The sequence below is a fragment of the Microvirga sp. jy35 genome (genome assembly GCF_056148915.1).
This window is the reverse complement of the sequence record NZ_JBWBEW010000004.1, coordinates 153,352-167,190: the sequence shown is the minus strand read 5'-3', so window position 1 is coordinate 167,190 and position 13,839 is coordinate 153,352. Positions and strand designations below refer to the sequence as shown.

The following is a 13,839-nucleotide window of genomic DNA, read 5'->3' as shown; positions in this document are numbered from 1 at the left end:
CTGAGTCGGCGCGCCTTGAACGCGCTTTTTGATGAGGTGATGCATGGCGCGGGACGTATCCGATACGACCCCCATCGGTGCGCGGTCGGAGCTCGTGGACTGGATCGCCTCCGGCGAGAAGCCGCGCGAGGACTGGCTGCTCGGCACCGAGCACGAAAAGGTTCCCTTCTACAGAGCCGATCTCTCGCCCGTTCCCTATGACGGCGGCCGAGGCATTCGCGCGCTCCTGGAGGGTATGCAGGAGCGCACCGGCTGGGCGCGGATCATGGAGGACGGCCACCCGATCGGCCTTGCCGACGACCAGGGCGGCGGGGCGATCTCCCTGGAGCCCGGTGGGCAGTTCGAGCTGTCCGGCGCTCCCCTCGCCAACCTCCATGACACGGCCCGCGAGACGGCGCAGCACCTCGCCGACGTGAAGGCTGTGGGCGACAAGCTCGGAATCGGCTTCCTCACCCTCGGCATGAGCCCGCTGTGGACGAGGGATCAGACGCCGGTGATGCCGAAGGCCCGCTACCGCATCATGACGAACTACATGCCGAAGGTGGGCACCCTCGGGCTCGACATGATGTACCGCACCTCCACGGTGCAGGTGAACATGGACTACGCCTCCGAGGCCGACATGGTGAAAAAGCTGCGCGTCTCGCTGGCGCTGCAGCCGATCGCGACGGCGATCTTCGCCAACTCGCCCTTCACGGACGGCAAGCCCAACGGCTATCTGTCCATGCGCTCCAACATCTGGCTCGACACGGACCGGAACCGCACGGGCATGATGGCCTTCGCCTTCGAAGAGGGCTTCGGCTACGAGCGTTATGTGGATTGGGCGCTCGACGTGCCGATGTATTTCGTCAAGCGCGACTCGATCTATCACGATGTGGCGGGGGCATCCTTCCGCGATCTGTTCGCCGGCAAGCTCGCGCAAATGCCGGGCGAGCGCGCCACCCGCTCCGACTGGGCGAACCACGTCTCCACCCTCTTTCCTGAGGTGCGTCTCAAGCGCTATCTCGAGATGCGCGGCGCGGATGTGGGCAATCTCGAGCACATCGTTGCGCTCTCGGCCTTCTGGACCGGCATCCTCTACGACGAGACGGCCCTCGATGGGGCCTGGGAACTGGTGAAGGCGTGGAGAGCGGAGCAGCGCGAGCAGGTGCGCGCCGACGTGCCGAAGCTCGCGCTCAGGGCGAGCATCGCCGGTCGCACCGTCCAGGATGTCGCCCGCGACGCCCTGGCCCTGTCGCGCGCCGGCCTCCAGCGCCGGGCCTGTCTCGACGGGACTGGCCAGGATGAGGCGCGCCATCTCGCTTATGCGGAAGAGATTGTGGCTTCGGGCCGCACACAGGCGGAGCGCCTGCTGGAGCGCTATCACGGCGCCTGGGGTGGATCGGTCCTTCCCGCTTTCACGGAATATATGTTCTAGGTCTGGCGTTTACTTCCGGACGCGATAGTGCCGTTGCGGCAGTTAGCTCGCCTTCATGAACACGAGGGCTAGAGAGGCTGTACGCCGATCACTATATGTTATAACAAATAACAATCTGGCCTCTAGCAGCGAAGCTGCTGATCCGGTGTGCTTGAGCCAGGAACAACGATCAGGAGAACATCATGGCTGCTCTGAACATCGCAGCGTTCGGTGGCACCATTGCTGCTCCCATCGGCACGACGGTCTTTCTCGACAGCGGTCAGGATGCGCTGCTGACCGCTGACAACCGCCTTTCATCCCTGTCCGTTCGTGTGGTCGGGACCTCCGATTTCATGGAGCAAATAGGGGTTCAGGAGGAGGGCGGGGTTCAGATCGTATTTGATACAGGGCCCCGTTTCACTGTAAAAGTCGGTGGCATCCCAATCGCCTATGTGTCCGGTCTAAAAACGTACAGCGCCACCTTTGAATTCACCAGTGAAGCAACAACTCCTCTCGTTCAGCAGCTCATTCATGCCTTAACCTATACCAAAATGTCAGGCACGGCTGACGAACCGAGCAGTGTCGAATTGTCCTTGAAGGATATCGGCGGCGAGGAGATGACCGTTGCCATCACGGTCGATCTGACCGCCAATGCCGCTCCAACCGATGTCGGGCTCAACGTTCAAAGTATCCGAGAACTAGCTCCGAACGGGAACTGGATCGGCGATCTCTCGGCCGTCGACACTCCGGGCGATACATTCACCTATCAGCTGATCGACAGCGCGGGCGGGCGCTTCAGGATCGACGGCAGTCAGCTCGTGGTCAACAAGGGAACCCTGCTCGACTACGAGCAGAACACATCCCACACCATTCGGGTTCGGGTGACCGATCAGGGCGGACTTTCCTTCGAGAAATCCTTCACCATCGAAGTGAGCGATGAAGACAGGGAGATTGTCGTGGGCACGGCCGCACATGAGGTTTTCGTCGGCGGCTCCGGGAGCGACAGGCTCGACGGCGGATACGGCAACGATCGCCTGACCGGTGGCAGGGAAAAGGACACGTTCATCTTCAAGAGCGCCCTGAGCAAGATGAAGAACGTGGATACGATCACGGATTTCAACCGCAGGGACGATACGATTCAGCTCGAGAACAAGATATTCAAGAAGCTGACCAAGACCGGCGCCCTGAAAAAGGATTTCTTCACCATCGGACCCAAGGCCAAGGACAAGAACGATTTCATCGTCTACGACAAGGCCAAGGGCCTCCTGTATTACGATGCCGATGGTTCGGGTAAGGGCAAAGCGGTCTTGTTCGCCAAGCTCAAGGCTGCCATCGACCACAAGGATTTCTTCGTCATCTGAGACGCGGTGGCCTGAGCCGCCGACCGGTGATCGGGCAGACCGTGGTCAGGCGGCTTTCTCGCTCGCCACGCGGTTGCGCCCGCTCTGCTTGGCGCGATAGAGGGCGGCGTCCGCCAGCGTGATCAGATCGTCCGGCCGGATGCGGGAGCGATCCAAGCTCGGAATCCGGGTCGCGCTGCCGATGCTCACCGTGAGGATGCAGCCCGGAGGGTTGGCCTCGTGTCGCACGCGAAGAGACTCGACCTTCGCACGCAGGTCCTCCGCAATGGTCGCCGCATCGGCCTCGTCTGCTCCCGGCAGGAGAATGGCCAGTTCCTCGCCGCCGTAGCGCGCCGCCACATCCCCGGGCCGGCGGGCTGCTCCGGAAACGGTGCTGGCGATCGTCCGCAGGCACTCGTCACCCGCCTGATGCCCATAGATGTCGTTGTAGGCCTTGAACTGATCCACATCGATCAGGAGCAGGGACACGGGAGTCTTCTGGCGGGCGGCGCGGAGCCATTCCAGTTCCAGCTGCCTGTCGAAGGTCCGGCGGTTGGCCAGGCCCGTCAGGCCGTCGGTGGTGGCCAGGACGGCGAGTTCCGCTTCTGCATGCTCCCGTCGTCGAAGGGCTCCTGCAAGGGTCCAGCCGAGCGAACCGATGGTGAGGATGAGCAGACCGATGATGCTGCCGCGGAAGACGAACTCTTCGTTCCATCGCGCGAGAGCCTCGTCCCGTCCGACGGCAGCGATCACCCCGACAGGGAAGATGTGGTTGCGCTGATAGCCGCCGATGCGCGTCAGTCCATCGATCGGAGACACGTAATCGTAGTTGCCGGAACCTCTCGCATTCCTGAATTGCGGGTCGATCAGGACGTTGGACCCGATTGCACGCTCGATATAGGGATAGCGCGACAGGATCGTGCCGTTCTGGTGAATGAGGGTGATGGTGCCCTGCGAACCGACATCGAAGCGGCCGAAGAAGTTTCCGAAATAGCGGGGCGGGATGCTCGCCTGGACAACGCCTCCGAAGCTTCCATCGGGCTTGTTGAAGCGCCGCGAGAGGGTCAGGATCCAATCGCCTCCGAGCGGATCGCGGATCAAGGGCCCGACGAACCATTCGCCGTTGGTCATTGTCCTGTGGTGCTGAAAGAAGGCGAGATCGCCGATGTTCACGCGCCCGCGGTGGCCGGGCAGCGAACTGCTCAGGAGGGTTCCGTCCTCCCCATAGATCGTCAGGGCCTTGATGCGCTGCAGCGGCTGAACCCGTTCGACGAGAAAATCGTCCAGGCGCGTGATGGCATCCGGCAGCGTGCCCCCCGTCTCGACCCGGTCCACCACATCCACCAGGAGCGCGTCCGCGAGCTCGAAGGTGTCCTGCGCGTGCTGGGTCAGGGATTTCGCCAGGTTCAGGGTCTCGGCCCGGATCCGATTGATCTCGTGATCCCGCTCATGCCAGTCGCGCCATCCCTCGAGGCCCAGGATGGCAAGGCAGACCACCAGCACGAAGACCCTGAGGCCTCGTGCCGAGGATCTCGGCTTTTCCTGAGCGAATGCGGTCATGATGCTCCCACCGTACCGGCCCAAGCTAGCCTGAGGCTAACTTCAGGCCGAGGATCCCGGAGACGATCAGGCCTATGCAGACCAGACGCATCGCCGTTGCCGGCTCGCCGAAGAGATGGATGCCGAGCAGGGCAGTCCCAACGGTGCCGATTCCCGTCCAGACCGCGTAGCCGGTTCCGACCGGCAGGGTCTTGAGAGCAAGGCCGAGGAGCAGGACGCTGACCACCATGCTGAGGCCCGTGAGAACCGAAGGAACCAGCCGGGTGAAGCCCTCGGTGTATTTCAGGCCAATGGCCCATCCGATCTCAAAAAGACCCGCAAGGGCAAGCCAAGTCCATGCCATGACAGGACCTCCGTCATAGGCAGGGCCGTCCCTACCGTGTGTCATGAAGGCGAGGTCGTCCTCGACCTCCTCGGATATAGAGGGTCCGGAAAACCTTCTCAACAAAATCCAGGCGCGGCCAAAGGTCTGCCTCTCATCTTATTTACCGGCTTCCTCGGGAGGCTGGGCTGTACGGCCCAGGGCAGCATACGGGTCGAACGGGGTGTAGATCTGGTGCTTCCACTCGTCGCCGCAATTGACGCAGATCGACCGCACCATGTGGTTGCTCCGCTCCAGGCGCTTGAGGAGCTTCTGCTGCCGCTCGATCGCCTCGTTGACCTCCGGCTCGATGCCGGACGGGCGGACCGTGAGCCGGAGCGGCTTGTCCTCAGGGGTGCCCTGGGCCAGGGCCGGGCCCGTGAGCAGAAGAAAGCTGGCGGTCCATAGAAAGCGGGTCATCGGGATCCTGCGGCTGATTTGGCCCCTCCGACTGGACTCCAGGCGACACTGTTTCGTCAAGGCGGGATCGGCGCCCTGAGGCTTTTGGCTGCGGCGGATTCTTCCACCGCAGCCTTGCCCAGGTCTTCAGAACCTCACGCTCAGGCTGCCGCGCACCGTATGCTCCTGGTCGCGATGCCCGATGGCGCCGTCGTACATGAGGCCGACGGTGACATTCTCGCTCACCTGCCAGTTCAGGCCCGCCTCCACCACGAGGCTGTCCCGGTCGATGGGAGCGCCGACCACAAGGAACGGCGTGGGGAAGCCCTGTACGGCAAAGCGTGCCTCGGGGGCAGCGTCGCCGAAGGCATGGCGCCAGCCGAGCATGCCTTTGAAGGTCACGGTCCCGGCGCTTGTCGGCATCGTGGCGACAACCCGTGCACCGAGGGTGGAATAGGTGGTGTCGAAGGAGGCCACCTCGCCGGTAGCCCGGAACGGGGACGCGTTCTCCACGATGTCGTGGCCGCTCACATGCACATGGGCGAGCCCCAGGAACGGCTCCAGGGTGACGCGGTCGGACAGCCGGAACGTGTAGCCGACCTCCCCGAAGATCTGCACGGAATCGGCGGAGGTGTCCGTCTCGCCGCCGCGGAAGCGGCCGGCCACGGCGCCACGGGCAAGGTCGATCTCGTGGTGGGCGTAAGCCACGCCCCCGCGCAGCGTCCAGGCCCCGAAAGCGGCAGATCCGTAGGCGCCGATGTGGAAGCTGTCGATGTTGCCGGAAGCGGACGCCGCGTCGATGTCGAAGGACGTAGTAAGATATCCGGCCGCGATGCCGAGGCGATAGGGCGTGCCGAGGCCGCCATCCACCCCGACTACGATGCCGCCCGTGGTCCGCTCCATGGCGGCGGAGGTCGGGGTTGCATCGGTGCGCCCGATGGAGCCGAGGACCTTGCCCCATACGCCCCAGCCGGTTCCCCGCGAGGCCGGAGCCGTCACGACCGGCGCAGCCGCCGGGGCGTTCCGCCCGGGCAGGTCCGCCGTGTATTGAACCGGCACCGAGTCGATCGCCACGAAGGACGGAACCGCCCCCATGGCATCGGAGGACGAGCAGCGCAGGCGGCAGAGGATGGCCGCGCGGAACAGGTTCTCATGATGCAGGATCGTGATCGGCGGCGTGGTCTCGGGCTGCAGGGGAGGGGCGGGTCGGGGATTAGGGTTTCCAGGGTCCTGCCCGGGATCCGGATTGGGGCCGGGCCCGAAGATCGGGAGGAGTTCGAGATAAACGTTGTTGGCGTCCTTGGTCAGAAGCGGCTGGAAGAAGATCAGATCATCCACGTCGCTGAACTGACCTGTCACGCCCTGCCTCGCAGTCAGGATCGTCCAGCGCCCCGGCGAATAGGTCGCCCGCTCCGCATGGACTTCGACCGTGCCGCCCTGGATGCTGGCGCGGCCATCGGCCACGATCCGGTCGCTTTCGAACCGGTTGTTGAGGTCGACCCGGTAGGTGGTGCCGGCGGCGATGTTCACGTCTCCCCTGACGTTCAGGGTGCGGATGTCGCCGATTCCTGCGCGGGTCGCAGCCCCGTCGACGCCAGGAGACAGGATGCTGCCCGGCAGCGCATCGATGCTGCCGACGGTGCCGGTGCCGCCGAGCGTTGCGCCCCGATGCACGGTCATGTCCGATCCGCTCATGCTGCCGGTCACGAGGAGCGTGCCCTCGCGCACGGCCCAGGGCATGGCGGCGTTGTTGTCGTGCTGCGCAGTCCAGGTGGAGGTGTCGACCTTCTCGAACCGCTCGAACTCACGGTACCTGGCGGTGGCGCCGATCTCGCGCACGTCGAAGGTCGCATTCGTCCGGCCGCCGAGCTGGAACGTGTCCGTGCCCGCGCCTGCGCGGACATGGCCTTCGATCCTCGAACTCGCGCCGATGAGGAAGGAGTCGTTGCCGCCAGCCAGGTCGACCGCCGTGCCCTGCGCGGCTTGCGTGCGGATCGTGCCGAAATTCTCGACGGCCTCCGATCCGTGCCGGCCGCGCACGGCCACCTCGTCACGGCTTTCAATCGTGCCGCCGTCCCGGTTGATCACCGTGTTTGTCTGACCGGCATTGCTGATGATGTAGAGACCTTCGCCGTCGCTGCCCAAGCCCTGCACAGTGCCGCGGTTCTCGACCCGGTTGCCGTTGCCCTCGACCTTGATGCCCCGCGCCTCGAGCCCCGATGCGGTGATCGTGCCTTCGTTCGTGACCGTGCCGCCGTTGCCGATCAGCCGGATGCCGTCGGCCGTGTAGCCGCTGGTCGTGATGGTGCCGCTGTTGGTGATGGTGGCGTTGTTTGCGGGTGACGTGGTGCCGCCGCCATCGGCGCGGATGCCCTCACCGCCGGCGCCTGTGGTGCGGATCGTGCCTGAATTGACGAAGCTGTTGTCGTGGCCTTCCGCAATCATGCCTCGGGCGGAGGAGCCCGATGTCTCGAGGGTGCCGCTGTTGCGCAGGGTATTGCTGTTGCCGCGCGCGATCAGCGCTTCCGATGACCGCCCCTGGGTCGAGACGGTCCCCGTGTTGACGAGGGTGTTCCTGCTGCCCGTGGCTTCGAGACCGTCCACCGAGTTCTGGGTGGTCGAGACCGCGCCGTTGTTGGTGATCGTGCTGCCGTTATCCTCCGCATAAATCGCGTTGAAGGCCTGATCCCCATTGCCGCCGGTGACGGTGATGGTTGCGCCGTTGGCGATCGTGACGGTGCTGTTTCCCTCCACGCGGATGGCCGTCTCGCTGGTCTGCATTACGGTGTCAGCCTGCACATCGACCGAGGACGGCGTGTTCTCCGTCGCCCAGTAATGATTGGTCGTTGCGCCCGAACACACCACGCGCGTCTGACCGCCCGAGACGCTCGACGTGCAGGCCGCATGCGCCGAACCGGAGAACGCCGTTGCGGCAAGGGTCAAGGCCAGCACGCTTGCTGCGGATGGCCAGCAGAGAGAAGGGATTGCCGGTTCGGCCGAACCGGCGCTTGGCCGCTGCTGGCTAATTGAAACAACCGACCCTGCGTCGCCTCGGTCCGACATGTCGCATCCTCCCACCCGTTATTGTGTAACGGGTTCAGCTAGGAGGAGCCTGCAGTCCGAATACTCTTCGTTCAGGGAGGAAAATGATTCTCAGGAAAGAAAATGATGGTGATCATCCAACAATGTGCGTTTCCGCACATGAATGATCGACCTGATTCTTAGACCGCCTCGGAAATCGGTGGAGCTTGACGTCCGGAGCCAGTCCAGAGCTGGCGGCGCAAACTTCTCCCGAATACGGCTTCCAAGGGAAGCCGATCAACGGAAGGAGGAGCCCGGCCTTGCCACGGCCGGGCGCCCCTCGATCAGATCTGCCGCACGGCGCCCTTGGCAGCACTGGTCGCCAGCATGGCATAGGCCTTGAGGGCTGCCGACACCTTGCGCTTGCGAGGCGCGGCCGGCTGCCAGCCTTTGGCCTCCTGTTCGGTGCGGCGCCGCTCGAGCTCGGCGTCGTCCACTGCCAGGTGGATGCGCCTGTTCGGAATGTCTATCTCGATCCGGTCGCCGTCCTGCACGAGGCCGATGGTGCCGCCTTCGGCCGCTTCCGGCGAGGCGTGGCCGATGGACAGGCCCGAGGTGCCGCCCGAGAAGCGCCCGTCGGTGATGAGCGCACAGGCCTTTCCGAGGCCCTTCGATTTCAGGTAGCTCGTAGGGTAGAGCATCTCCTGCATGCCGGGCCCGCCGCGCGGACCCTCGTAGCGGATGACCACCACGTCGCCGGCCTTGACCTTGCCGTTGAGGATGCCGCTCACCGCGTCGTCCTGGCTCTCGAAGACGATGGCCGGGCCGGAGAACACCAGGATGCTCTCGTCGACGCCCGCCGTCTTCACGATGCAGCCGTCGAGGGCGAGGTTGCCCGAGAGCACGGCGAGGCCGCCATCCTTCGAGAAGGCATGCTCCGCATCGCGGATCACGCCGGAGGCGCGGTCCGTGTCGACGCTGTCGTAGCGGCTTTCCTGGCTGAAGGCTACTTGCGTGGGCACGCCGCCGGGGGCCGCGCGGAAGAAGTCGTGAATGGAATGGGAGTTCGTGCGCCGCACGTCCCACCGATCGAGCGCCGACTTCATGCTTTCCGCGTGAACGGTCGGGATGGAGGTGTCGAGCAGCCCGGCCCGGTCGAGTTCACCAAGGATGCCCATGATGCCGCCGGCGCGATGGACGTCCTCCATGTGCACGTTGGCGATGGCGGGCGCGACCTTGCACAACACCGGCACCCGGCGCGACAGGCGGTCGATGTCCGCCATGGTGAAATCGACTTCCGCCTCGTGGGCGGCGGCCAGGAGGTGGAGCACCGTGTTGCTCGATCCGCCCATGGCGATGTCGAGGGTCATGGCGTTCTCGAAAGCCGCAAAGGTGGCGATGGAGCGGGGAAGAACGCTCGCATCGTCCTGCTCGTAATAGCGGCGGGCCAGATCGACGATCAGGTGGCCGGCTTCCACGAAGAGGCGGCGGCGGTCGGCGTGGGTGGCGAGCGTCGAGCCGTTGCCCGGCAGCGACAGGCCGAGCGCCTCCGTGAGGCAGTTCATGGAATTGGCCGTGAACATCCCTGAGCACGAGCCGCAGGTGGGGCAGGCGGCGCGCTCGATGGCCTCGATGTCCTCGTCGGCGATCTTGTCGTCGGCGGCCGCCACCATGGCGTCCACGAGGTCGAGCTTCTTGGTCACGCCGTTGAGCACGACCTTGCCCGCCTCCATCGGGCCGCCGGAAACGAACACCACCGGGATGTTGAGGCGCATGGCGGCCATCAGCATGCCGGGGGTGATCTTGTCGCAGTTCGAGATGCACACCATCGCGTCGGCGCAATGGGCGTTGACCATGTACTCGACGGAATCCGCGATCAGCTCGCGGGAGGGCAGAGAGTAGAGCATGCCGTCGTGGCCCATGGCGATGCCGTCATCCACCGCGATGGTGTTGAACTCCTTGGCAACGCCGCCCGCCTTCTCGATCTCCCGCGCCACCAGCTGGCCGAGGTCCTTCAGGTGGACGTGGCCCGGCACGAACTGGGTGAAGGAGTTGACCACGGCGATGATCGGCTTGCCGAAATCGGAATCCTTCATGCCCGTGGCCCGCCAGAGGCCGCGGGCGCCGGCCATGTTGCGGCCGTGGGTGGTGGTGCGAGAACGATAGGCTGGCATGACTTCCCCTAATTCTGTGGCGCCTTGTTCATCTGAAATTGCGCAATTTGCAAGAAAATTTGCCATTCCTTGTGGTCGCGCCTGCATTGCCGCAATGGAATTGCTGAAGGCTGCTCCCGTCCTTGATAAGGCTCACGCGGTCATCTCCGGGACTAGCCCGGCCATGACGGGTGAGCCTTGCAAAACACATTCCCCTATGGCTAAGGCGTCTGATCCGTATCCCCCAGGAGCGAAGACGCTATGAACGTCGACCACTCCATTCCATCCCTGCGTCGGGTGGTCGCCATTGTGGCGGCTCTCAACCTTGGCTATTTCGGAATCGAGTTCGCGGTGGCGCTCGCCATCGGATCGGTGTCGCTCTTTGCCGACAGCATCGATTTTCTGGAGGACGCCTCCATCAACCTCCTCATCCTCCTGGCCTTGAGCTTCACGGCAAGGATGAGGGCCCGGGTCGGGATGCTGCTCTCCGCCATCATCCTCGTGCCAGGGCTTGCCACCCTCTGGATGGCCTGGGAGAAGTTCCAGGCCCCGGTGCCACCCGAGCCCTTGCCGCTGTCGCTGGCCGGGGCAGGGGCTCTCGCGGTCAACCTCGCCTGCGCGCTCCTGCTCGCCCGCTACCGTTATCACGGCGGCAGCCTCACGAAGGCGGCCTTCCTGTCCGCCCGCAACGATGCCTTCGCCAATGTGGCGATCGTCGCCGCAGGGCTGGTGACGGCGGCCACCCTCTCCGCGTGGCCCGACCTGATCGTCGGTCTCGGCATCGCGGCGATCAATGCCGATGCGGCGCGGGAGGTCTGGGAAGAGGCTCGCGCGGAACACCGGGCTGAAACGCCTGAAGCTTGAGGTGCGTTGTCCTGCTTGAGCCCATCCTCACAAAGCAGGACCGCGCCATGCTGACCAAAGACGAACTCGATGCCCCGGCCCATCTGCAATACGAGCCCATCGGCACGGCCGGCCAGGGCCACCCCAGCGATGTACGAGAGTTCAAGACGTTGCGGGAGGCCGTGCATTGGGCCATGAACAACGAAGCGCCGGCCGGAATGGAAGCGGTGATCCGCGCCAATTCAGGCGCCGTGCTGGGGCCTCGGCATCTCGAAGAGATCTGGTCGAGCCTGCAGGGGCCTTAAACCCAGCCCAGGCTCAAGGCCCCCACGGCGAGATACCGTCCGGTCTTGGCCAGCGCCACGAGCGGGATGAAGACCCGTAAGGGCTCCCGCAGCAGCCCCGCAACGATGGTGAGCGGATCGCCGATGACCGGCACCCAGCTCAGCAGCAGGGTCCAGCGTCCGTAGCGGTGATACCAGGCCTCGGCCTTGGCCATCTGGTGGCGCTTCACCGGAAACCAGGGCCGATCCTCGAAATGGGCGAAGAAGCGTCCGAGAAACCAGTTCACGACGGATCCTAAAATATTGGCCACGCTCGCCACCAGAATGAGCACCCACCAGGTGTAGTGCTCGGCCACGAGCATCGCGAACAGTACGGCTTCCGACTGGAACGGGAAGATCGTGGCCGACAGGAAGGCGGCGGCGAACAGGGCGCCGTGTTCGGCAAGATGCGGCATGAGGCAGGATGACCGGTGGGGAAAAGCAGCGTGAGGGCCTAACGCTAGCGCATCGTGCGGAAAAGTGGATCCGGTTTTCCGCATTCAACGATGCGCCAGCCAAGAGTTGAAGCATCGGATAGAATCCCAAAAGTGGGTCCACTTTTGGGTCCGATGCTCTAGGAGCGTTGGCATGCTTCCCGCGCTGGCGCAATCGTGAGCCGCTTGCATCGATCCGCCAACCTGAATACCTACGGCTCATTGTGACGCCGAAGGCAATCGGCTGAACCGTTTCGTTGCAGCCTTCAAGGCCCTCAGGAAGATTTCCCTTGGATCAGTTCGACGTTATCGTGATCGGCGCGGGCGCCGCCGGGATGATGTGCGCGGCGGAGGCCGGCAAGCGCGGGCGATCCGTGCTGGTCATCGACCATGCCGCCAAGCCCGGCGAGAAGATCCGCATCTCCGGCGGCGGACGGTGCAACTTCACCAACCTGAATGCGGCGCCGGCGAAGTTCATCTCGCAGAACCCGAGCTTCGCCATTTCGGCGCTGCGCCGCTACACTCAAGCCGACTTCATCGCCCTGGTCGAGCGTTACGGCATCGCCTATCACGAGAAGACGCTTGGGCAGTTGTTCTGCGACGGCTCGTCGAAGCAGATCGTCGAGCTGCTGCTCAACGAGATGCGGCAGGCCAGCGTGGAGCTTCGCCTCTCCACCTCCGTGCAATCCGTCGAGAAGACACCCGAAGGTTTTTCGCTCAGGCTCTCGCAGGGATCGGTGCAGTGCCGTTCGCTCGTGGTGGCGAGCGGCGGCAAGTCCATTCCGAAGATGGGCGCCACCGGCTTCGGTTATGAGCTCGCACAGCAATTCGGCCTGAAGCTCGTCGAGACGCGGCCGGCGCTTGTGCCCCTGACCCTGGAGCCCACCCTGTTGGAGCGGCTCTCGCCCCTCGCAGGTGTTGCTGTCGACGCCGTTGCAGTCTGCGGCAAGACCAGTTTCGCCGAGGCGCTGCTCTTCACCCACCGCGGCTTGAGCGGCCCGTCCATCCTGCAGATCTCCTCCTATTGGCGCGAGGGCGACGAGATCGCCCTGACCATGCTGCCGGGCGTGAACCTGTTCGAGGAGCTGCGCGCCGCGCGTGCGCAGAACGGGCGGCAGGCCCTGCAGACCGCCCTGTCGGCGTTCCTTCCCAAGCGCCTGGCGCAGCTCATCGCCGAGAGCGAGAAGGGACTGGCAAATCTGGCGGATTATTCCGACAAGCGCCTTCGCGCCATCGAGGAGGCGGTGAACCGGTGGCGCTTCAAGCCGGCGGGCTCGGAGGGCTACCGCACCGCCGAGGTGACGCTGGGCGGCGTCGACACCCGCGAGCTCGATTCCCGCACCATGGAAGCCAAGGCGGTGCCGGGCCTCTACTTCATCGGCGAGGTGGTGGACGTCACCGGCTGGCTCGGCGGCTACAATTTCCAGTGGGCCTGGTCCTCGGGCTGGTGCGCGGGCCAGGCGGCCTGACGTCTGCGCCAGTTCCTGCCGCATCAGCGGGATGCGGGTTCCGTCGCGATATCGAACTGCAGCACCTCTTCGCGAGTCCCGAGCTTCTCGTAAAGCGCGATGGCCGGGTCGTCGCCGTAATCCGCCTGCACATAGATCACCCATGCGCCACGCTCCGCGGCGATCCCGCGCAGGTGCTCGATGAGAGCGGTCGCGATGCCCTGCCGCCGATGCTCCGCACTGACGGCAAGATCATAGATGTACACCTCGCGCCGCGCCTGCTCGAACTTGTCGAGTTCATAGGCCACGAGCCCCCCCAAGACATTTTCCCCGGCCAACGCCACCACGGCGAAGACGTGCTCCTTCGCGAGCAGCCCCTCCAGGTAGGCATCGTCAGGCTGCTCCCCCGCGTAGGTCTCGGGGTCAGCAAAAGCCTCGCCGAACAAGGCGTTCAGCCTGCGAAGAATGGGAACGTCTGTTGGCCTGAGGCGGCGGAGCGTGACGGCTGGCGAGAGCATGGCCCGAGGATAGCACGATTGCGGCCGCGGTTGAGCCCCTCGACGC

General features: G+C 64.6%; 12 protein-coding genes. 5 read left to right on the top strand and 7 right to left on the bottom strand.

Annotation, left to right across the window (positions count from 1 at the left end; translation table 11 throughout):
* Positions 1 to 43 precede the first annotated feature (43 nt).
* Positions 44 to 1,414: a glutamate--cysteine ligase gene (locus AC0QTX_RS05645; RefSeq protein WP_474602850.1), complete on the top strand. Its 1,371-nt coding sequence runs from the start codon at positions 44 to 46 to the stop codon at positions 1,412 to 1,414.
* 182 nt (positions 1,415 to 1,596) lie between these two features.
* Positions 1,597 to 2,754: a hypothetical protein gene (locus AC0QTX_RS05640; protein WP_474602849.1), complete on the top strand. Its 1,158-nt coding sequence runs from the start codon at positions 1,597 to 1,599 to the stop codon at positions 2,752 to 2,754.
* 45 nt (positions 2,755 to 2,799) lie between these two features.
* Here AC0QTX_RS05640 and AC0QTX_RS05635 read toward each other — a convergent pair whose 3' ends face one another.
* The 5 genes from AC0QTX_RS05635 to ilvD all read right to left on the bottom strand — a co-directional run bounded on the left by AC0QTX_RS05635 (position 2,800) and on the right by ilvD (position 10,248).
* Positions 2,800 to 4,293: a sensor domain-containing diguanylate cyclase gene (locus tag AC0QTX_RS05635; RefSeq protein WP_474602848.1), complete on the bottom strand. Its 1,494-nt coding sequence runs from the start codon at positions 4,291 to 4,293 to the stop codon at positions 2,800 to 2,802.
* 25 nt (positions 4,294 to 4,318) lie between these two features.
* A complete protein-coding gene (sugE, locus tag AC0QTX_RS05630; RefSeq protein ID WP_474602847.1) occupies positions 4,319 to 4,636 on the bottom strand; it encodes a quaternary ammonium compound efflux SMR transporter SugE in 318 nt (105 codons plus the stop codon).
* 138 nt (positions 4,637 to 4,774) lie between these two features.
* Positions 4,775 to 5,074: a hypothetical protein gene (locus tag AC0QTX_RS05625; RefSeq protein WP_474602846.1), complete on the bottom strand. Its 300-nt coding sequence runs from the start codon at positions 5,072 to 5,074 to the stop codon at positions 4,775 to 4,777.
* 126 nt (positions 5,075 to 5,200) lie between these two features.
* Positions 5,201 to 8,005, bottom strand: a complete 2,805-nt coding sequence (locus AC0QTX_RS05620; protein WP_474602845.1) for an autotransporter family protein — start codon at positions 8,003 to 8,005, stop codon at positions 5,201 to 5,203.
* Positions 8,006 to 8,418: 413 nt separating this feature from the next.
* A complete protein-coding gene (gene ilvD, locus AC0QTX_RS05615; protein ID WP_474602844.1) occupies positions 8,419 to 10,248 on the bottom strand; it encodes a dihydroxy-acid dehydratase in 1,830 nt (609 codons plus the stop codon).
* A gap of 240 nt (positions 10,249 to 10,488) precedes the next feature.
* Between ilvD and AC0QTX_RS05610 the strand changes: the two genes are divergently transcribed.
* Both AC0QTX_RS05610 and AC0QTX_RS05605 read left to right on the top strand, forming a co-directional pair.
* Positions 10,489 to 11,091 carry a cation efflux transmembrane domain-containing protein gene (locus tag AC0QTX_RS05610; RefSeq protein WP_474602843.1) on the top strand — a complete coding sequence of 201 codons (603 nt, stop codon included), beginning with the start codon at positions 10,489 to 10,491 and terminating at the stop codon, positions 11,089 to 11,091.
* Positions 11,092 to 11,138: 47 nt separating this feature from the next.
* Positions 11,139 to 11,375, top strand: coding sequence for a hypothetical protein (locus tag AC0QTX_RS05605; RefSeq protein ID WP_474602842.1), 237 nt, complete (start codon positions 11,139 to 11,141; stop codon positions 11,373 to 11,375).
* Here AC0QTX_RS05605 and AC0QTX_RS05600 read toward each other — a convergent pair.
* Entirely contained in the window at positions 11,372 to 11,809 is a 438-nt protein-coding gene (locus AC0QTX_RS05600) for a YqaA family protein (RefSeq protein WP_474602841.1), read from the bottom strand. The genes AC0QTX_RS05605 and AC0QTX_RS05600 overlap by 4 nt on opposite strands.
* Positions 11,810 to 12,117: 308 nt before the next feature.
* Between AC0QTX_RS05600 and AC0QTX_RS05595 the strand changes: the two genes are divergently transcribed.
* Entirely contained in the window at positions 12,118 to 13,296 is a 1,179-nt protein-coding gene (locus AC0QTX_RS05595) for a BaiN/RdsA family NAD(P)/FAD-dependent oxidoreductase (protein WP_474602840.1), read from the top strand.
* Positions 13,297 to 13,319: 23 nt separating this feature from the next.
* Here AC0QTX_RS05595 and AC0QTX_RS05590 read toward each other — a convergent pair whose 3' ends face one another.
* Positions 13,320 to 13,793: an AAC(3)-I family aminoglycoside N-acetyltransferase gene (locus AC0QTX_RS05590; protein WP_474602839.1), complete on the bottom strand. Its 474-nt coding sequence runs from the start codon at positions 13,791 to 13,793 to the stop codon at positions 13,320 to 13,322.
* Between the last annotated feature and the right edge of the window lie 46 nt (positions 13,794 to 13,839).

Bases quoted from the DNA above. Each gene is read 5' to 3' on its own strand.
- AC0QTX_RS05645 (WP_474602850.1), top strand. From the start codon at position 44: ATGGCGCGGGACGTATCCGATACGACCCCCATCGGTGCGCGGTCGGAG.
- AC0QTX_RS05640 (WP_474602849.1), top strand. From the start codon at position 1,597: ATGGCTGCTCTGAACATCGCAGCGTTCGGTGGCACCATTGCTGCTCCC.
- AC0QTX_RS05635 (WP_474602848.1), bottom strand. From the start codon at position 4,293: ATGACCGCATTCGCTCAGGAAAAGCCGAGATCCTCGGCACGAGGCCTC.
- sugE (WP_474602847.1), bottom strand. From the start codon at position 4,636: ATGGCATGGACTTGGCTTGCCCTTGCGGGTCTTTTTGAGATCGGATGG.
- AC0QTX_RS05625 (WP_474602846.1), bottom strand. From the start codon at position 5,074: ATGACCCGCTTTCTATGGACCGCCAGCTTTCTTCTGCTCACGGGCCCG.
- ilvD (WP_474602844.1), bottom strand. From the start codon at position 10,248: ATGCCAGCCTATCGTTCTCGCACCACCACCCACGGCCGCAACATGGCC.
- AC0QTX_RS05610 (WP_474602843.1), top strand. From the start codon at position 10,489: ATGAACGTCGACCACTCCATTCCATCCCTGCGTCGGGTGGTCGCCATT.
- AC0QTX_RS05605 (WP_474602842.1), top strand. From the start codon at position 11,139: ATGCTGACCAAAGACGAACTCGATGCCCCGGCCCATCTGCAATACGAG.
- AC0QTX_RS05600 (WP_474602841.1), bottom strand. From the start codon at position 11,809: ATGCCGCATCTTGCCGAACACGGCGCCCTGTTCGCCGCCGCCTTCCTG.
- AC0QTX_RS05590 (WP_474602839.1), bottom strand. From the start codon at position 13,793: ATGCTCTCGCCAGCCGTCACGCTCCGCCGCCTCAGGCCAACAGACGTT.